General features: G+C 44.6%; 15 protein-coding genes. 12 read left to right on the forward strand and 3 right to left on the reverse strand.

The genetic code is table 11. From position 1 onward, the window contains the following. The 6 genes from LZF95_RS27800 to LZF95_RS17885 all read left to right on the forward strand — a co-directional run bounded on the left by LZF95_RS27800 (position 1) and on the right by LZF95_RS17885 (position 10,149). On the forward strand, positions 1-720 hold the full coding sequence (locus LZF95_RS27800) for a tetratricopeptide repeat protein (protein WP_233756390.1): 720 nt from the start codon (positions 1-3) through the stop codon (positions 718-720). A gap of 47 nt (positions 721-767) precedes the next feature. Continuing rightward, positions 768-3,893, forward strand: a complete 3,126-nt coding sequence (locus LZF95_RS17865; protein WP_233756391.1) for a CHAT domain-containing tetratricopeptide repeat protein — start codon at positions 768-770, stop codon at positions 3,891-3,893. A 67-nt stretch (positions 3,894-3,960) separates the two neighbouring features. Beyond that, positions 3,961-6,558, forward strand: coding sequence for a hypothetical protein (locus tag LZF95_RS17870; protein ID WP_233756392.1), 2,598 nt, complete (start codon positions 3,961-3,963; stop codon positions 6,556-6,558). Between the two features lie 385 nt (positions 6,559-6,943). Then, positions 6,944-8,074, forward strand: a complete 1,131-nt coding sequence (tgt, locus tag LZF95_RS17875) for a tRNA guanosine(34) transglycosylase Tgt (protein WP_233756393.1) — start codon at positions 6,944-6,946, stop codon at positions 8,072-8,074. 92 nt (positions 8,075-8,166) lie between these two features. Continuing rightward, the gene (locus LZF95_RS17880) at positions 8,167-9,240 is read left to right on the forward strand and encodes an LptF/LptG family permease (protein ID WP_233756394.1); all 1,074 of its coding nucleotides are present in this window, start codon (positions 8,167-8,169) and stop codon (positions 9,238-9,240) included. Then, a complete protein-coding gene (locus LZF95_RS17885) occupies positions 9,241-10,149 on the forward strand; it encodes a DMT family transporter (RefSeq protein WP_233756395.1) in 909 nt (302 codons plus the stop codon). It begins immediately after the preceding gene. Positions 10,150-10,156: 7 nt separating this feature from the next. On the opposite strand, the gene LZF95_RS17890 is transcribed toward LZF95_RS17885, so the two are convergent. The 3 genes from LZF95_RS17890 to ispE all read right to left on the reverse strand — a co-directional run bounded on the left by LZF95_RS17890 (position 10,157) and on the right by ispE (position 11,597). After that, complete coding sequence (locus tag LZF95_RS17890; protein WP_233756396.1) at positions 10,157-10,489, reverse strand: type II toxin-antitoxin system PemK/MazF family toxin; 333 nt, start codon at positions 10,487-10,489, stop codon at positions 10,157-10,159. After that, positions 10,476-10,718 (reverse strand): ribbon-helix-helix domain-containing protein, encoded by a 243-nt coding sequence (locus LZF95_RS17895; RefSeq protein WP_233756397.1) that lies wholly within the window; start codon positions 10,716-10,718, stop codon positions 10,476-10,478. The genes LZF95_RS17890 and LZF95_RS17895 overlap by 14 nt, the downstream gene beginning before the upstream one ends. A 69-nt stretch (positions 10,719-10,787) precedes the next feature. Further along, positions 10,788-11,597 carry a 4-(cytidine 5'-diphospho)-2-C-methyl-D-erythritol kinase gene (ispE, locus tag LZF95_RS17900; RefSeq protein WP_233756398.1) on the reverse strand — a complete coding sequence of 270 codons (810 nt, stop codon included), beginning with the start codon at positions 11,595-11,597 and terminating at the stop codon, positions 10,788-10,790. Positions 11,598-12,129: 532 nt separating this feature from the next. Between ispE and ilvD the strand changes: the two genes are divergently transcribed. The 6 genes from ilvD to leuC all read left to right on the forward strand — a co-directional run bounded on the left by ilvD (position 12,130) and on the right by leuC (position 20,158). After that, positions 12,130-13,809 carry a dihydroxy-acid dehydratase gene (ilvD, locus tag LZF95_RS17905; RefSeq protein ID WP_233756399.1) on the forward strand — a complete coding sequence of 560 codons (1,680 nt, stop codon included), beginning with the start codon at positions 12,130-12,132 and terminating at the stop codon, positions 13,807-13,809. Positions 13,810-13,813: 4 nt separating this feature from the next. Continuing rightward, on the forward strand, positions 13,814-15,508 hold the full coding sequence (gene ilvB / locus LZF95_RS17910; protein WP_233756400.1) for a biosynthetic-type acetolactate synthase large subunit: 1,695 nt from the start codon (positions 13,814-13,816) through the stop codon (positions 15,506-15,508). A 9-nt stretch (positions 15,509-15,517) separates the two neighbouring features. After that, a complete protein-coding gene (gene ilvN / locus LZF95_RS17915) occupies positions 15,518-16,018 on the forward strand; it encodes an acetolactate synthase small subunit (protein ID WP_057939693.1) in 501 nt (166 codons plus the stop codon). 158 nt (positions 16,019-16,176) lie between these two features. Further along, positions 16,177-17,220 (forward strand): ketol-acid reductoisomerase, encoded by a 1,044-nt coding sequence (gene ilvC / locus LZF95_RS17920; protein WP_233756401.1) that lies wholly within the window; start codon positions 16,177-16,179, stop codon positions 17,218-17,220. Between the two features lie 20 nt (positions 17,221-17,240). Next, positions 17,241-18,749: a 2-isopropylmalate synthase gene (locus tag LZF95_RS17925; RefSeq protein WP_233756402.1), complete on the forward strand. Its 1,509-nt coding sequence runs from the start codon at positions 17,241-17,243 to the stop codon at positions 18,747-18,749. Between the two features lie 2 nt (positions 18,750-18,751). Then, complete coding sequence (gene leuC, locus LZF95_RS17930) at positions 18,752-20,158, forward strand: 3-isopropylmalate dehydratase large subunit (RefSeq protein ID WP_233756403.1); 1,407 nt, start codon at positions 18,752-18,754, stop codon at positions 20,156-20,158. Positions 20,159-20,211 lie beyond the last annotated feature (53 nt).

Consider the following 20,211-nt stretch of genomic DNA (forward strand, 5'->3'; position numbering starts at 1 on the left):
GTGAAGCACTTTCCCAACATATCTCCCGAAAGACTCGAGCAGATCGAGCGCTACTTCCGCAATCAGCTATCTCCCGAGGATAGATCCGCTTTTGAAACCATGCTCTCCCAGGATGGGGAGTTGCGGAAAGAGGTGGCTCATGTAAAAGAAAGCCTTCGGGTTCTAGAACTGAGTCTGATGAAAGATGAGATCAGTAATTACCATAAAAGATTGCCAAGTGCCCGGCAAAACTGGATTAAACCTTGGCAGAAAGTGGCAGCTGGCGGTATCGGATTTCTGTTGATTGCGTGTGCTTATTTCTTGCTTCGTCAGTCTCCCGAGGAAAAGCTATACCTCACTTATTTTGAGCCTGACCCTGGACTGGTCACGGCCATGAACCCTTTTTCTGATTATGAGTTTGATCGCGGGATGGTCGATTACAAAACTGGGGATTACCGAGGTGCCACCAAAAGATGGGAAAATCTGTTGGACGAGGGGTATGACTCGGATACGATCCAGTTTTATCTAGGTAATTCTTACCTGAAGTTGGGAGATTTGGAGCTTGCCATGGAAAGTTTTGATGCCGTTACTACAGACTCTCTTTCGGTATTCCGCTCCGATGCCTTTTGGTACCAAGGGCTGATCCACCTAAAAAATGGAGATCGGGAAAAAGCGATCAAAGCCTTTGCACAATCCGATTTTCCTCAGGCAGCTGAACTCATTCAAAAATTAAGGGAATAAGCATGTTAGGTTTTCGTTTTTTCTACTTGCTGTTAACTTTCACGCTCTTGATCCAAGATCAGCAGGAGACACCTCTGCAAAAACTTCAAGCGACCCAAAACCCCGAAGAAATCAGTCTCTTGTTGGATCAGTTTATTCAGGAGGTGATCTGGAAAATGGAAGGGAAAAACCTCGACCAAGAACTCGATCAGCTGCTTGCCATTGTGAGATCGGGTGAGTCACAGGTTCTGGAACAATTTCTCGGCAAAGTAGAGCCGTTGGATTTACCTCAGTCCGTCCAACTGGAGATTTTCAAAAAAACAGCCCAATACTATTCTGATCAGGGGGAACTGTCAAAAAGCAAGGCAATCTATGAGGACTTGTTAGGAAAGTTTGGTGAAAAGGTTTCTCTGGAAGAGTCGGCCAAGATCAAAAGTGACTTGGGAGAAATCTTCCACCGGATGGGAGAACTCAGCCAAAGTAAGAAATGGCACTTGGAGGCGAGAGGAGAATTTGAGCGAAGTGGTGTTTTGAATGGAGAGAACCAGTACATCTCCGCTCAAAATCTAGGACTGGTGTATTGGTACCAATCCCAGTTTGATTCTTCTTTTTACTATTTCGGTCAAGCAATGGAACTTTTGGAAGATTTGGAGCCCAGTCCAGTCAATCAGGTCTATCGCAAAGCCATGCTCAAGAGCAATCTTGCCGGATTGTATAATTTCACTGGGCAGGCAGCCAAAAGTATGGAGGAATTGAATTCCGCCGTTTTGCTGCTCGATGAATTTATCAGGCAAAATCCTGATGCCAAGGAAAGGGAGCAGGCGCAGACCAATTTTTTTAACGGGAAAACCAATTTGGCGGGTATCTATCGGGGAATCGGGGATTATCACCGGGCATTGAAGCTCTTGCTGGAAGCAGACCGGACAAGTCGTGAGCATCTGCCGGCACTGCATCCCAAAATTGTCGAGCGCAAGATCATGATCGGTCAAACCTACCGCCAACTCAAAGATCATACACAAGCGGAAACTTGGCTAAAGGAAGCCCAAGACGATTTGGAGCAAATGGATGGCGGTTACCCTTTGATGTGGGGTGACTTGCATTACACTTTGGCTTTGCTCTATGAAGAAAAATCGAAGACTCGTCGGGCAGAATTTCATTTTGAACAGGCTGGAAGCTATTACGGATCCATCATGAATGACTTTTATGACCCGATTTTTTTAGAGTATATGGGGCATGCGGCGGATTTTTATTCCAAAAATCAGGGAGCTCACAAGGGTCTGGAAATGGTACGGAAAGCCTTGGACTATTCCGTTTGGGCTCATGGTGAGCAAGTGGATCGAAATTTTCTTCAGTATTTTTTTACTGCAAGGGTCTTGTATAACGTGGGCCAATTTGAAGAATCAAAACGCCAGGTGATCAAGGCCGAACAGCTTTTGACTAGAAGAATGAAAAATGCTGAGAGTTTGATTGATTCCCTGCAAGCCCAATTGGAATTACCTCAGATCATTTATTTGAAGTCACAGCTGGAAGATCAACTCAATAAGGAAAATAGCTTGGCTAACTTACAGCAGGTGGACGCTTGGATGGAGGATGCTTTGGACATCCTGGAGATACGAAAAACGCTTCTTTATGAAATTGAGGATCAGGGGATTTTGACTGCGAGAAATCGGGAATTGATGGATTATTATAAAAGTGTTTTGCTTAGACTTTATTCCCAAACTCAAGAGGAAAACTATCTCGACAAACTGCTTACTCTGCACGAGTCTTCCATTTACGCTCGGCTGAGAAGTCGGATTCTCGCTCAGAAATCGGTCAAATTCAGAGATGTTCCCGCAGAGTGGGTCATGCGTGAAGACTCGATCCGGGCTCAATTCGATACCATGTGGGAAGAGGGCGGAGAAGGGGTGGAGTTTGACAAACTGCTTTCGGAGTGGAAGGCGTTTCTTGATGAGTTAAAGTCTGCCTACCCGGCGTATTTTGAGTTGCGTTACGGAAAAGCTTGGAAAGAATTTGTTTTCGAACCGGCGCAAGAGCCCTTGATCCAGTGGATTCAGGTGAATGATCAGCTTTGTGCGGTAGTGGAAACCAAGGGTAGAAGAAATTTTGTGAACATCGGCGGTATTCCTGGAGAGATCAATAAACTCCTTTCCAAAGAGCTTTCGCTCGAGGAATATAGTCAGGCAGCCTTTGCGCTTTACCAGCAACTGTGGAAGCCGATCGAGCAGTATATCGGATTCGGATCTGTGACAGTGATTCCCGATGGAAGGCTTTTTAGTTTGAATTTAGAGCAATTGGTTAGAGAAGAGTTAGCCTCGTTTGAGGGAATTCGCACCAAGACGCTTTTAAATGACTATGCTTTTTCCTATGCCTTCTCCAGGTCACAGCTGGATCAAATACGAAGGGAGACCTATTCGGATCGGGCAATTGCTTTTGCACCTGTTTTTTCGGATGAAATGAAAGAGGCCTACAAGTCCCAAAATCAGGTGAGCGATTCGGTTATGGAGGATTACCTCAGCTTGCTTCCTCAGCCTTTTGCATTGAATTTGGCCGAGAAAGTAGCGAGGGAGTACAACGGTACTTCCTACCTCTTTGAAGCTTCGAGCATCCAAAATTTCAAGGGTTTAAGAGGCTCATTTCCGGTTTTGCAATTAGCCACGCATGCTTTCTCGGACAATATTTCACCGGAACGCTCCTATTTGGTATTTGCCAAAGAAAAGAGAGAGGTCGAAAATCACTTATACGCCTATGAGCTGTATGATCAGAAGATTGATGCCGGTCTTGTCATGTTGACTGCCTGTGAGACAGGTCAGCCTGTCTATCAAGCGGGAGAGGGGATGATTTCTCTGGCTCATGCATTTAATTACGCGGGAAGTGAATCTTTGCTTACGTCCTTGACCAAAACGGATGAACAGGCAGGAGCTATTATTTCAGAGTATTTTCTGGACTTCGTAGCATCGGGAAGGCCACTGGACCAAGCGCTTCAATTGGCCAAATTGGAATATTTGAAAAACTCCCGGGGGAGGGCGTTAATGCCGACTTTCTGGTCAGGATTGATAGTGATGGGACAAAAGGACCCGATCGCATTAAAAAAAGAAGGGGGCTTTCCATACTATTTCATCTTCGGAGTCCTGGCTGTGCTCTTATCTGTGATTTTTTTCATTTTTATAAAGAGCAAAAAAGCGATGTTGAAATAATTTCTCACATTTATTGATGACATTTTTGAAAAGCTGCAATAGGAGTTTATAGTCAAACTTCTGTGCCATGAACAAAAAGATTTTTACCCTATTCCTCAGCCTTTTCATTTTGATGTTTTCCTGCAAGGAAGACGAGATGATTCCAGCCCCTAACCCTACACCTGATCCCGGTCCCGTGGCCAACATTCCCACTCAGGTGGCCAAGATCAGCCTCCCTGGAGGAGTCAGCTATGAGCTGAGCGGACACAGCATTTGGTCCAATGGGTTAAAAGAGCCTGTTACTTCTAATGGAGATACCAAAATCCCCCAAATCACCGAAGGGTATAACGTTGCCTTTGTGTTTGATGAGGAGGACAATCCTATTCTAGCCGGATTTGTGACCAAAGACCAGAGCATGATCTCAGTGGAAACCACAGCCAAGGTACTCCTTTATTACAGCACTGGTGCCGTGCTGATGGCCGATACGGTCTCCAATATTTTTGTCAATCAAATCCATGAATTGCCAGAGTTTCAAGAGTGGGCCAAGCAGTTCGAAGAACTGTGGAAAGCTGATCCCAAGATTCTATCCAAACCTGCCGAGATCAGAACGGCAATAGCAGGGACAACGAGCGAGGTTCTCGGGGAGTCCCGTCCGTTGGATATCAGAAGTGAGGAAAATGATGGAACTTCGAATGGCCGGGTTTGGTCGGTGGCGGTGGACGATGGGAACATCAAGAGCGGCTTGCAGATTTTTTCAGAAGCCGCAGGTGAGGTAAAAATCAGGAATAGATACAGGAGAAGAGCCCACGCCTTCCTGTATAAGTCTAGATTTAAGCCTAACGGCTCTCAAAACTACACCGAGGTACTCCAAAGCGTCAGCTCCGGAACCACAGCCGATGCGGATTTGGCAGTGGGTCCGACCGAGGGGATTTCCAATGTGTTTGGCTCCCTGATCAAGCAGGTCAAAGGGGACGGTATGGAAATGGCGGTAAAAGAAGAAGGACCTCTCGCTGTACAACTGGAAGAAAATGAGGAGGTGGCAGTTTACTGGCTGCGGATCGTAGGGCCTGGAAACCGTCGTACATCGATGAACAAAAGTGATACCGAGCGTCGTAGGATGGAGCGTTTGGCATTGGAAACATTCGCCTTGGACTTTTTGATTCCGCTGGTCGGTACGGCTACGGGAGGGCTCAAAAATCATTCGGTCAGTCACTTGGATGGTGCTGAAAAGACAAAAGCAGAAGACCTAATCACTGCTGTTGAGGTATTTTTGGATGCCTTTCCGAATATCTATGATGCAGTGAAAGAGGGAGATTTCAAGGCGGCCACAACCGCTTCCATCGATGCTCTAGGTGCTGAGGCTGCTGGACAGGCTGCCGAAACCTTGATCAAGGAAATCGTCAGGGTCTATGTAGATGATATCACAGATGCCGGGATGGAAGGAGTTGAGAAGCTGGCAAGCAGAGTTTTTCTTATAGCAGATGCGTTGCTTCAGACGGCTGATTGGACACGATTGGTTTCAGATTTTAATTCATCCACTTCCCTGGAGCAATGGGAAGTAAAAGCTGTGGCCAGTCAGGTGAAATTGCTTCCCAAAGAGGCGGCGATCACCAATGCTTCCCAACAAAAGCTAACTGCCTCTACAGTCGATATCGATGAGTCTCAGAAGAGGGACCTGAAGTTTAAGTGGAGCACAGAGGGTAAATACGGCTATCTGATCGAGACATCCAGCAATCGTGGTTCCTCGATTGAGACCAATGATCCTGAGATATTCTACAATGCCAGCACCTCTTCAAGCAACCTCTCGGATGATGAAAACCTGGAGACGATCGTGGTAGAAGCCTTTTTGGGGGACAATCTGATCGGTAGTGATACCATGACGGTGAATGTGAAAAAGAGCCTATATGAAATCAAGCCGGACGGGATCACCCTGACCGGCAAAGAGGAAGGAAGTAATCCCACTAATGTGAGACTTCATATCGAGCCGGCAGGAGACAGTGGATCGCCGCTAGGCTCTAATCCGGACTCGGATTACAAAATAGTCTGGACGACTCCTGGCAGCCACGGAGGATTGATGGAAGGAAGCAATGGTCAGACCATGACTACCATCACCACTTATGGTAATGGATCGGTTTGGTACAAAGCCACAGATGACCGGACCAAAGAAAGTGTGGAAAATATCAATGCCCGTATCTACTCTAAGCCCAAAGGAGCATCAGAGGATGAATACCGCCTATTTGAAGATCTAAAGGCAACCGTGAAGATCAATAATGATGAGAAGAAGAAGATTATTCATGTTGCCTTAACGCCAAATTACTTCAGCAGGACATATTTTTTGGGGTCAAGTCCAAGATTAAATTGTGCTGCACTTGAAGCCATTTTAGTCCCCAAGGAAGAGGACGCAGTGAGATATGATGTCAGATTTTATGATCTTTCACATCCTTTACCTGGTACACCAAAAGTATATGGCTGGACACCTAATGGTTCAAATGTTTATCCATTCCCTGAAGACCCCAATCAGGATTTTCCCGCAAGATCCTTTCCCCTTGACCAAGGGGAGGTTTATTTCTTGGGTCTAACATTCTCAGCTGTTGACACCAGTCCAGACGATCCACTGGGCCGTTGTGCGAGATTACAGGGTCAGTTGTTCACAGGTAAAGCTGAAGTGATTATCACTCTAAAATAAAATTGATTAAGAAAGCAGTATTTTCAATAACCGCAGTTTTCTTCATTTGCTGGATTAGCGCATTTTCTTCTTGTGCTAGCCCAGTGGAGAAAGACATTCAAAATTGGAATATTATATCAAGCTTCTCTGGATCTGGAAGTAAACCAAGCAGAAAATAAGCAAGAGCTAAAATCCCATCAAAAAAGGAAATTATGATTACTGGTACACCAATGAGTTTGGTGAATTCCACGGCACCGATGATCCGAACTTTAAGCCGGGGAATCATTATAGTGGGAATTGGAAACCGATTCAGCCATTGAAAGTCGATCACTGATTTTAAAATTGATATCAAGCAAATACAGAGCGAATACATGGAATAAAAGAGGAAAATCCGATCTTTGCGGCCATGAAGTTCACTCTAGAGAAAAAAGATTCCCAATCTCAAGCCCGTGCAGGACTGCTAGAAACCGACCATGGCGACATCCAGACCCCGATATTCATGCCTGTGGGTACAGCCGCCAGCGTAAAGGCGGTACACACCCGCGAGCTAAAGGATGATATCCATGCCCAGATTATCCTAGGAAACACATACCACTTGTATTTGAGACCGGGGTTGGATATACTGGAAAAGGCCGGAGGGCTGCACAAATTTAATGGCTGGGACAGGCCTATCCTTACGGATAGTGGAGGGTATCAGGTTTTTTCATTGTCGGGTACCCGCAAGATCAAAGAGGACGGAGTGATGTTCAAATCCCATATCGATGGTTCAAAACATCATTTTACCCCGGAGAATGTAATGGATATCCAACGGACGATTGGGGCGGACATTATCATGGCTTTTGATGAGTGTACGCCTTATCCTTGCGAGTATGGTTATGCCCGGAACTCCATGGAAATGACGCACCGTTGGCTGAAGCGCTGTATAGGGCAATTTGATTCTACTGAGGGAAAGTATGGCTATAGTCAGACACTTTTTCCTATAGTGCAGGGATCTGTTTATAAGGATTTGCGGAAGCAAAGTGCTGAGTTTATCGCCGCACAGGACCGTGAAGGCAATGCAATCGGGGGGCTTTCTGTGGGGGAACCTGCGGAGATGATGTATGAAATGACTGAGTTGGTTACAGATATTTTGCCTCAGGATAAGCCCAGATACCTCATGGGGGTGGGAACCCCGGCCAATATCCTGGAGTGTATTGCCTTGGGTGTCGATATGTTTGATTGTGTCATGCCGACCAGAAACGCTCGCAACGGTATGCTCTTTACCTCGGAAGGTTTCATTAATATCCGGAATGAAAAATGGAAGGATGACTTTAGTCCCATCGATCCGGCAATTGGTGGATATGTAAGCACATTTTATTCTAAGGCATATTTGAGACATTTAACAGTCTGTAAGGAGATATTGGCTGCCCAAATTGCCAGTATTCATAATCTTAGTTTTTACCTTTGGCTGGTAGGCCAGGCCAGGGAACATATCCTGGCGGGTGATTTTGCCGTTTGGAAAGATCACATGGTGAAAAAAGTGAGCACCAGACTCTAATATGAAATCGAGCATGCCGAAGGCGACTCACAAAGGAATGATTATTCTCCGTGCGAGATTCCATGTGACCATTGAAAAACAATTATAAACACATGAAACTACTCGACAAACTGATCATCAAGGATTTTCTCAAGACCTACTTTTTTGTAGTGGTCATGTTGGTGTTGGTGGTGTTGGTGCTGGATTTCACCGAAAAGAATGACGCTTATATACGGAATGATGTGCCTTCCAACGAGATTTTTAAATACATGGCCAACTACGGCCTGTATCTGAATAATCTTCTGACTCCTATCACTGTTTTTATCTCGGTGATCTTCATTACTTCCAAAATGGCTGGAAGAACCGAGATAATAGCTATCCTCAGTAGCGGGGTTAGCTTTATGAGAATGCTTAGACCGTTCCTTTTTGCTGCGGCCATGATAGGCAGTGTGAGTTTTTTGTTGAATGGATGGGTTTTGCCAGGAGCTACGGAAGGGGTCACCAGGTTTAAGCTGACCTATCTGGAAAATGAAAAAACCTCTGGCGCTTCAAATATTCACCTCAAAGTAGGAGGGGAGTCCTATGCATATATGAGCCGGTTTTTTAAGACAGGAAATACGGGGTGGAACTTTACTTTGGAGACGATCAAAGATGGTGAACTTTTGGCGAAACTCTCTTCCGACCGGATAGAATGGGATACGGCTAAGCGTGTATGGACTCTAAGGAACTGGAGACTGCGGGAGCTACGGGAGCGCGATGAACTTTATTCAGTGGGTGAGAGGTTAGACACGGTGCTTTCGATTAGACCAGAGGATTTTGATTTGCCGGACAATCACCATGAGACGTTAAAACTCCCAGACTTAAGTAAACAGATTAAGATTTTGGAAGATAGAGGTGCGGATAATGTGGAATTCTACAGAATAGAGCGTTATGTTCGTTTAATGTCGCCTTTCGCAGCGATGATCCTGACCTTTATAGGAGTGATTATGTCCGCGCGGAAAACCCGAGGTGGTTCAGGGTTTCAGATCGCTATGGGATTTTTGCTAGCCTTTGTTTATATCATACTTTTTATTTTATCCAGAACCTTTGCGGAAAACGGCGCCACCTATCCGATTTTTGCGGTATGGCTCCCCAATATCATTTTTGCCGCGACAGGTCTTTTACTATACAAAACCGTCCCGCGCTAGATGAAGCCTGCATTCAAGGATTATCTGCTGCTTCATTTGATTGTACTCATATGGGGAGGCACTGCAATATTAGGTTTGCTGATCAGTTTGCCGGCTCTAGAGCTGGTTTTTTACAGAACGCTGATTGCCGCTGTAGGGGTGGCAGGACTTTTCTTGTTCCGCAAGAAAAATCTGCTGCTTCCTTTTCCTGAAATGATCAAAGTAACAGGAGTAGGCATAGTGATCGCTCTCCACTGGATTCTGTTTTTTTGGTCAGCAAGGGTTTCTACAGCATCTGTGTGCCTCGCAGGGATGGCGACCACATCATTGTGGACGGCTTTTGTAGAGCCTCTGTTCAATAGAAGCAAAATCAAATGGTATGAAGTGGGGCTTGGCTTGACGGTGATTTCCGGGCTTTTAGTGATTTTTAGTTTTGAATCAGGATATTGGCTTGGACTGAGTATGGCACTTGCCTCTTCCTTTCTGGCAGCGGTGTTTTCTGTGCTGAATGGGAAACTGACACATAGGCACAATCCCTATCAAATTACTTTTTATGAAATGGCAGGAGCATGCATGTTCGCGGTACTATTTATGCCTATTTATTCCTATTTCTTTACTGAGAGTGGATTAAATCTTACCTGGATAGGTTATGATTGGCTCTGGCTTTTGATTCTTGGAGGAGTTTGCACGGTGTACGCGTTTTCAGTCTCAGTGGAGCTGATGAAGAGATTGTCTGTCTTTTCGATAAACCTGACTGTAAACCTGGAGCCTGTTTATGGGATTGTCTTAGCAGTCTTGATTTTTGGGGAAAGCGAGAAAATGACGCCAGAGTTTTACTTGGGGACAGGGATCATTTTGATATCAGTGTTGAGCTATCCCATTTTGAATTACATCAACAAACGGAGGAAACCTGTACGGCCGCTGGGGTGATAAAAATCTAGAGTGTTGTAATATCCTTAAGGGTATTCAGTGCCATTGTTAATTCCTCATTAGATATTTCTCCCATTTTTTCGATGAGTCTATCCTTCGACAATGAGCGGATATGGAAAACCATCAATTCGGACTCTAGTTTCAAACCATTCTTTTGAGATGGTTCTAGGATAGGATTTCCCTGATAGTTTTTGACTTTGGAAGTCAAGGGAGCAGTAATCACCACCTTTAGGAATTTATTCATCAGGTTCCCACTAAGAATGACAACCGGCCTTCTGCCGGCTTGCTCGGATCCTATCAAAGGATTGAGATCGGACATCCAGATCTCACCTTGCCTCATCTTCGATTTGCTTCAGGTAATTGCCCATCCCTTCTTCCGCCACTAGGAGTATATCATCATCTTGGGCTGCCTGCTTATATGATTTGACATATTCAGCTCTCTTGAGATGGTCGAGGTAGAGGTTGAGGGCATTTTCTACCAGCTTGTTTTTTGGTAGAGAAAGCTTCTTGGCGTAATCCGCAAGCCGCTGAAGAAGATCAGCAGGTAGTGTACTAGTGTAAGTGGCCATTGTGTTTTATATTTATGATTCACAAATATAATCTATTGGATTCAGACTATCAATCTTGTTCTCAGTATTTTACAATATCCCCTCAAATTTAAAATATTGCTCTTCCCATTTTATTGAAGTTGGTTTCTCCTCAAAAAGCCCAAAAACAGAAGAACCGGAACCTGACATGGCGGCATAGTAAGCTCCACTTTCATAGAGCTTGTTTTTTATTGCTGCGATCTCAGGATGGCTTGGGAAAACACTTACTTCGAAATCATTCACCAACTCATCTTTCCATCGCGCTTTATCCGCTAAAATCTCCTCTAGTTTACCCGCCGGTTTTTTGGGAGTGACACCAGCATATGCTTCTTTGGTGCCAATATGAATCCCAGGGTTGATCAGGACCAGATAAGTTCCTTTCAGGTCTAACTCTACAGGTTCTAATATCTCGCCTCGGCCTCTGGCTATTTTTGGTATGTTCTCAATAAAAAATGCGCAATCACTTCCAAGTTGAGCCGCGTATTCTTCCAGGAAAAAATCATCCAAGATCAGGTCAAAAAGATTGTTCATCATGGTAAGTGCAAAAGCCGCATTTGCCGAGCCGCCACCAAGACCTGCGCCCATTGGGATGTTTTTATGCAAATGAATGCTTATATGGGGGAGGTTTGGAAAGTCTTTTTTCAGCAAGTGATAGGCCTTTAGGATGAGATTTTCCTTGGGGTCACCAGGGATTTCCAATCCGGTAGCAGAAAATGTGGTTTTTTTGGAGTCCACGATCATTTCTAGGGCATCCACCAATGGAATTGGTACCATGCAGCTCTCTATTTCATGGTATCCATCTCTTCTTTTGGCGGTAATGTGAAGTCCTAAATTGATCTTTGCGTTTGGAAATGAAATCATTGGCATAAATGTTTGATCAAAAATAAGATAAAAAAGCAGGAGAAGTGAAGCTTTTGGTAATTGAGAATTTTGTAAAAAAAACACTAATTATTGAAGTAAATGTGGTATATCATTTTTCTTGTTAAAAAAAAGAGAATAACTTTTGTTAAAATTTAAAGAAACTCGAAATCAGTACAAAATTTTGGAAATTGAAAAAATAGACAAATCATTTCTTGAAAATGAGGAAAAAAATGAGGTGTTTATGGATTTTAATTTTGAAAAAATAAATTTTGCATACATTTTTTATCTGAGAAAGTTGAAATTTGTAAAATTAAATATTGTAAGTGTGAAAATTCGGTTTTAAGTTTGTCATACAATTCCCCAGCGGATAGGAAGAAACCAGAACATCTATGTATAAAGTAGTCATTTTGCTAAGCGTCATTATTCTCATTGGATTCTAATGTGAGGCACTAGACTATTATTTATAATGAAATAAAAAACATCTAAAGTGCCTCACTGAACTGAGGCACTTTTTTTTATACCCTAAATAAATATGACCCTTAAAAAGCACAGTTGGGAAATAAGTGACAATCCCGAGCATCCGGCAGGTATGGCCATGCTGTATGCTACAGGTATGAGTGACAAAAAGATGAAACAGCCTTTTGTAGGGATAGCCAGTTGTGGTTATGAAAGCAATCCCTGCAATATGCACCTGAACGACTTCGCCGGTCTGATCAAAACGTCCTCACAGGAATATGATCTGACCGGTTTGGTTTTTAACACTATCGGTATATCTGATGGCACTACCATGGGGACTTTGGGTATGCGTTATTCTTTGGTGTCCAGAGAAGTAATTGCGGATTCTATCGAATCATTTATCATAGGTCACTCTTTTGATGGCTGCGTCTCTGTGGCTGGCTGTGACAAAAATATGCCTGGTGCGCTTATGGGCATGATCCGTACGAATAGACCAGGTATATTGGTGTATGGCGGGACTATCGCCTCAGGCAATTATAAGGGGGAAAAACTGAATATAGTATCTGCCTTCGAGGCATTTGGTAAGCGTGTGAACGGGAATATCTCGGATGAGGATTACGATGGAGTGATCCGCAATGCATGTCCTGGCCAAGGTGCCTGTGGAGGAATGTACACCGCTAATACCATGTCTTCGGCCATAGAGGCGATGGGTATGTCTCTTCCGTATTCCTCATCTTATCCTGCCAACTCACCTGAGAAATTGCGGGAATGCCGTGAGGTAAATAAATACATGCGGATACTTCTGGAAAAAGACATCAAACCAAGTGATATCATCACCAGAAAAAGCATAGAAAACGCAGTTACGGTGGCAATTGCATTGGGAGGCAGCACCAATGCGGTAATGCATATCATCGCCATAGCCAGGACTGCTGGAGTGGATTTTACGATTCAGGATTTTAAAGCTATAAATGCCAAAACCCCCATGATCGGGGATTTCAAACCATCTGGGAAATTCATGATGGAAGATCTTCATGAGCAGGGTGGGGTTCCTGCATTTATGAAATACATGTTGCAGAACGGGTTTCTTCATGGGGATTGCCTTACGGTGACTGGCAAAACTTTGGAGGAAAATCTAGAAAATATAGAGCCTGTCATAGTTTCTATGGTGAATGTGATCCATCCGTTAGAGACACCTATCAAAACATCAGGTCACTTGTGTATCTTAGATGGCAATCTAGCTCCTGAAGGTGCTGTGGCCAAAATCACAGGTAAGGAAGGAAATGCATTTACGGGGCCGGCGCATGTGTTTGATTCCGAACAGGAGGCCAATGATGCGATTCGTGATCATAAGGTGAAAAAAGGAGAAGTCCTTGTCATCCGCAACATAGGGCCAAAGGGAGGCCCGGGCATGCCAGAAATGCTAAAGCCGACTTCTATGATCATAGGTGCGGGTCTTGGGGCAGATGTGGCCTTGATTACAGATGGAAGATTCTCAGGTGGTACACACGGATTTGTTGTGGGGCACGTCACTCCCGAGGCTTGGTGCGGAGGTCCGATTGGGCTGGTTAAAAATGGGGATATCATTACGATAGATGCAGACAATCTTAAGCTATCCGTGGACGTGTCAGAGGAGGAACTTGCAGAACGTAAAAGATCTTGGAAGCAACTGGACATTTCTCATCTGCAAGGAACATTAAAGAAGTACAATAAACTTGTTGCAACTGCATCAGAAGGTTGCGTAACTGATAAATTCTAGACCCATGAAGGATTCGATGATCAGAGGGGCTGACATTGTTGTCAGATCACTTATTGCCGAGAATGCCGAAATCATTTTCGGATATCCCGGAGGAGCTATTATGCCGGTTTATGATGCCTTACATGACTATCATGACCGGTTGAGGCATGTGCTTACCCGGCATGAGCAAGGAGCGATCCATGCCGCACAGGGTTACGCTAGAGTCTCGGGAAAAGTAGGTGTCTGTTTGGCTACTTCCGGGCCTGGTGCTACCAATCTGATTACGGGGATGGCTGATGCCCAGATTGACAGCACTCCTTTGGTGTGTATTACCGGGCAGGTAGCCTCACATCTGTTAGGTACTGATGCCTTTCAGGAGACTGATGTGGTGGGGCTGTCTATGCCAGGGACTAAATGGAATATACAGGTACGCCGTGTGGAGGATATTGCACCTGCTATAGCCAAGGGGTTTTATATAGCCAGAACCGGGAGACCGGGGCCCGTATTGATCGATATTACCAAGGATGCCCAGGTAGATTTTGGGAAATTCAATTACGAGGCCTGTAAAGGATTCAGATCATATAGGACACATATCCCTGTAGAGAAAACAGCTATACAGGAAGCTTCTTTTCTAATCAATATGGCCAAGAGACCTTATTTATTGTTTGGTCAGGGAGTTGTGTTGGGACAGGCAGAAGCTGAGTTGAAAGCGTTTTTGGAAAAATCCGGCATACCTGCGGCCTGTACTTTGTTGGGTTCGGGCGCATTGTCAGAAGATCACCCAAATTATGTAGGGAAACTTGGGATGCATGGCAATTATGCCCCAAATTTGCTGACGAATCAATGCGATGTTTTGATCGCGGTGGGGATGAGATTTGATGATCGGGTCACAGGAGACCTAAAGCGCTATGCCAAGCAGGCAAAAGTGATCCATCTGGAGCTGGATCCTGCGGAGATCAATAAAAATGTGAAGTGTGAGGTAGCGGTATTGGGGAGTTGTAAGGATAGCCTGGCATTATTGACTGGGGCGGTGAATGAAAATTCCTACCCGGAATGGATGGCTAAGTTTAAAACGCTGGCCGACCAGGAGAGAGCCACGGTAATCGATCCTGATCTTACTCCTACCAAACCTGGGTTGACCATGGGTGAGGTGATCTTCCAGATCAATAAATATAAAGCTGATGATGCGGTATTAGTGACTGACGTAGGGCAGCACCAGATGATCTCCTGGAGGTATTTCAACTACAAGAAACCAAGGACGCAGGTAACTTCCGGCGGACTGGGTACCATGGGATTTGCGTTGCCTGCGGCACTTGGAGCTCAGATGTACGATTTCTCCCGACAGGTGGTGTGCGTAGTGGGAGATGGAGGTATCCAGATGACCATTCAGGAGTTGGGCACTATCATGCAGACTAAGGCTCCCGTGAAGATTGTTTTGCTCAACAACAATTTTCTGGGAATGGTGAGACAGTGGCAGCAGATGTTTTTTGATAAACGCTACTCATTTACCGAACTTGACAATCCTGATTTCATCAAAATAGCTGAAGCATATAATATTCAAGCTCAGAAAGTGACCGAACGAGGTGATTTGCAGGAGGCGATAGAAGATATGCTGATTCACGATGGCCCTTATTTCCTCGAAGTGGTAGTCGAAAAAGAAGATAATGTGTTTCCAATGATTGCCACTGGATGTTCAGTGGAAGAGGTTAGACTTAGCTAAACCAACCCTATGAAGCGATATACTATATTCGTTATTACCGAGAATTTCATCGGTATCCTTAACCGCATCACCATTATTTTTACCCGGAGAGGTATCAATATTGATGCACTTACAGCATCTGAAAGCCGGCTGGAAGGTATCCACCGGATTACCATAGAGGTGACGGCCTCTGAAGACACGGTCATTCAGCTGGTCAATCAGATCGAGAAAATCATAGATGTGATCAAGGCTTTTTACCATGAAGATGAAAGTGTGGTCTATCAGGAAATCGCCTTGTATAAAATCCCGGTTTCACGTCTTGATGGGGGGCTGGAGAAAATCATCCGACAGCACAATGCAAAAATCATTGCAGCGGAACCTGATTTTGTGGTGTTGGAACTGACAGGCCATAAGGAGCAAACACAGGAATTACTTGAGATACTGAAAGGGTACGGGCTTCTGGAATTTGCCAGGTCAGGTAGGGTCGCTGTAGCCAAAAGAATGCTGACAATCGACAGTTTTGTCAAATAATTATAAACCAATGAAGGATTCCTCCGGAACCTATTGAACACTAGTAATAAATTTTAAAAAATCATGAAATCAAGCATGGCATGAGCGTCATACGAGAGTGTGATTATCAGCCATGCGAGATTCCATCTGACCATCGAAAATCAAAATATAAAAAACAGATGAAATTAAAATTCGGCTCAACAGAAGAAAACGTAGTAACTAGGGAAGAATTCCCACTGGAAAAAGCTAGAGAAGTACTCAAGGATGAAGTGATCGCAGTATTGGGTTATGGCGTGCAAGGTCCAGGTCAAGCTCTCAACTTGAAAGACAACGGTTTCAACGTGATCGTAGGCCAGCGTAAAGGCTCCAAGACCTGGGACAAAGCCGTAGCTGACGGATGGGTGCCTGGAGAGACACTTTTCGAATTGGAAGAGGCGTGTGAGAAAGGAACAATCCTTCAATTCCTTCTATCTGATGCGGGCCAGATTGCTCTTTGGCCAACTGTGAAAAAACACCTTACACCAGGCAAAGCACTATACTTCTCACATGGTTTTGGTGTGACTTATAAGGAGAAAACAGGTATCATTCCTCCAGCGGATGTAGATGTGATCTTAGTGGCTCCAAAAGGTTCCGGTACTTCGTTGAGAAGAATGTTTGTAGAAGGCAGGGGACTGAACTCATCTTATGCAATCTATCAAGACGGAACTGGTAAGGCTAAAGACCGTGTTATAGCTCTTGGAATAGGTGTAGGCTCAGGCTATTTATTTGAGACGGATTTCTACCGTGAGGTAACGTCTGATTTGACAGGTGAAAGAGGTACCTTGATGGGTGCAATTCAGGGTATATTTGCAGCACAGTATGAGGTGTTGAGATCAAATGGACATAGTCCTTCCGAAGCATTTAATGAAACCGTGGAAGAATTGACCCAATCATTGATGCCCTTAGTAGCTGAAAATGGGATGGATTGGATGTATGCCAACTGTTCCACTACTGCTCAGCGTGGTGCGTTGGACTGGTGGAAGCCATTCAGAGATGCTACCAAGCCCGTATTTGAAGAATTGTATAACTCTGTGAAAACAGGTCAGGAGGCTCAGAAGTCAATTGACTCAAACTCCAAAGAAGATTACCGAGTAAAACTGGAAGCTGAATTGAAAGAATTGAGAGATTCTGAGATGTGGCAGGCAGGTGCTGTCGTCCGTCAGTTGAGACCAGAAAATAATTAATATAAAAACCCCCAAGAATTATGAGTGAGAAGCTATGGATATTTGACACTACCCTAAGAGATGGGGAGCAAGTACCCGGGTGTCAGCTGAATACCCAGGAGAAAATTGTGGTAGCAAAAGCACTGGAAGAACTAGGCGTGGATATAATCGAAGCTGGTTTTCCTATTTCGAGTCCAGGAGACTTTAATTCTGTCCTCGAAATTTCAAAGGCAGTTTCCAACCCGATTATCTGTGCCCTCTCCAGAGCTGTGGAAAAAGATATCGAAGTAGCGGCTCAGTCCCTCAAATTCGCAAAAAAAGGTAGGATCCATACTGGAATAGGTGTTTCTCCTTACCATATTCAATACAAACTGCGCTCCACCCCTGAGGATATCATTGCTCGGGGTGTAGCAGCGGTGAAGTTTGCCAAGAGATTTGTAGATGATGTAGAGTTCTATGCAGAAGATGCAGGCCGTGCTGAATCGGACTTTCTGAATAAAATCATTGAGGAAGTTATTAAGGCTGGCGCCACCGTTGTCAATATTCCTGATACGACTGGCTATTGTCTTCCTGAACAATACGGGGCTATTATCGCCAGTTTGAAAAACAATGTTCCAAACATAGATAAAGCAATCATTGCCACGCATTGCCACAATGATCTAGGGATGGCTACGGCCAATACCGTGGCGGGGGTGCAGCAAGGCGCACGTCAGGTAGAAGTTACCATCAACGGTATCGGAGAAAGAGCTGGAAATACTTCTATGGAGGAAGTAGTGATGGCAATTAAATGCCATAAAAGTATTGAAGTCCATACGGAAATCGTCACTCCGAAGATTTATAATACCAGCCGTTTGGTCTCCAAGTTGATGAATATGCCTGTCCAGCCCAATAAAGCAATCGTGGGAAGAAATGCGTTTGCGCACTCATCTGGCATCCATCAAGATGGTGTGTTAAAGCATAGAGAGAATTACGAAATCATTGATCCTATTGATGTTGGAGTAGCAGAATCCACAATTGTGTTGACCGCAAGATCCGGAAGGGCAGCCTTGAAACATCACTTGGATGCGTTGGGAGTAGAATTGGAAGGAGATGCACTTCGTGAAGTATATGAGGAGTTTTTGATACTGGCTGACAACAAACGGGACATTGGCCGAAAAGATCTATTGGGATTAGTAGGTAAGTATGTGGAAGAGTCTAATTTCATAGAACTTGGAAAAGTGACCTATTCATCCAATGGAGCCATAGAAGCAAAGGTGTCCTTGAAAATAGGAGACCAGGAACACACCTCTACCGCCCATGGCAATGGCCCGGTAGATGCAGTGCTGAAAGCCATTGAAAAAAGCGCAAAGCCTGCAGTAGAACTCGAAGAATTCCTGATTCAGGCCATTACCCATGGAAGTGACGATGTGGCGAAAGTTCACATGAGATTAATCAAAGGAGACAAGCCATACTACGGTTTTGCCTCACATACAGACATCGTATTGGCTTCAGCTCAGGCCTTTGTAGATGCACTCAATAAAATACCGGTCAAAGAATACGCGACCGCATAATTATGGAAAAGACAACATTATTTGATAAAATCTGGGATGCGCACGTGGTGAAATCCGTTCCATCAGGACCAGATGTGTTCTTCATCGATAAGCATTTTATCCATGAAGTGACTTCTCCCGTAGCTTTCCTCAATTTGGAAAAGCGGGGAATAGGGGTGAAAAACCCAAGCAGAACAGTAGCTACACCTGATCATAACGTACCCACAGTAGATCAGGATAAAACCATCAAGGACAAACTGTCGCGCATGCAGGTGGAAAGACTTCGTGAGAACTGTGCCAAATACGGTATAGAACTTCATGATTTGGGTTCTGCGCATCATGGAATTGTACACGTAATCGGCCCAGAGCTTGGCATCACCCAGCCGGGCATGACCATCGTTTGTGGAGATAGCCATACTTCCACACATGGTGCTTTTGGCGCTATTGCCTTTGGTATTGGTACTTCCGAAGTGGAAATGGTGCTTGCTACTCAGTGTATCATGCAGTCCAAAGCCAAAAAAATGAGGATTACCATCGATGGCGTAGCCGGGCCAGGCGTGACATCCAAAGATTTGATTCTTTATGTTATTGCCCAGATTTCTGCTGCAGGTGCTACTGGATACTTTGTAGAATATGCAGGATCTGCGATCCAGAGTCTTTCCATGGAAGCTAGAATGACCGTGTGTAACATGTCTATCGAGATGGGGGCACGTGGAGGTTTGATCGCTCCGGATGAGACCACTTTCGAATACTTGAAAGGGAAACAATATGCTCCAAAAGGTGAAGAATGGGACAAAGCCGTTGCCCACTGGAAAACCTTGAAAACAGATGAGGGGGCTGTATTCGACAAAGAATATCACTTTGACGCAGCAGATATAGAGCCGATGATCACTTACGGAACCAATCCGGGGATGGGGATCAAAGTAAAAGGGAACATACCTACTGCCGATGGAATGGAAGGAAGCAACAAAGCTTCTTATCTGAAGTCATTGGCCTACATGGGTTTTGAACCAGGCGAAGCAATCAAAGGGAAAAAGGTTGACTTTGTATTTGTAGGATCTTGTACCAATGGGCGTATAGAAGATATTCGTTCTGTGGCATCTTTTGTAAAAGGACATAAAAAAGCAGACAATATCACGGCATGGATCGTACCAGGTTCCCGTGAGGTAGAAAAAATGGCGCATGAAGAAGGTTTGGTGAAAATCCTGGAAGAAGCGGGATTCGAACTTCGACAGCCAGGCTGTTCAGCATGCCTTGCGATGAATGATGATAAGATCCCATCCGGTAAGTATGCGGTCTCTACTTCCAACAGAAATTTCGAAGGACGTCAGGGACCAGGTGCACGTACCATGTTGGCATCGCCTTTGACCGTGGCAGCTGTAGCCGTGAAAGGTGAAATCTGTGACCCAAGAGAAGTATTTCAAAATTAGAATTATGAAGTTGGGAGTTTTCAAATCTTCCAATCCGCCACGGCGGACAAGTT

This window comes from Algoriphagus sp. AGSA1, from assembly GCF_021390545.1.
Taxonomy (GTDB): Bacteria; Bacteroidota; Bacteroidia; order Cytophagales; family Cyclobacteriaceae; genus Algoriphagus.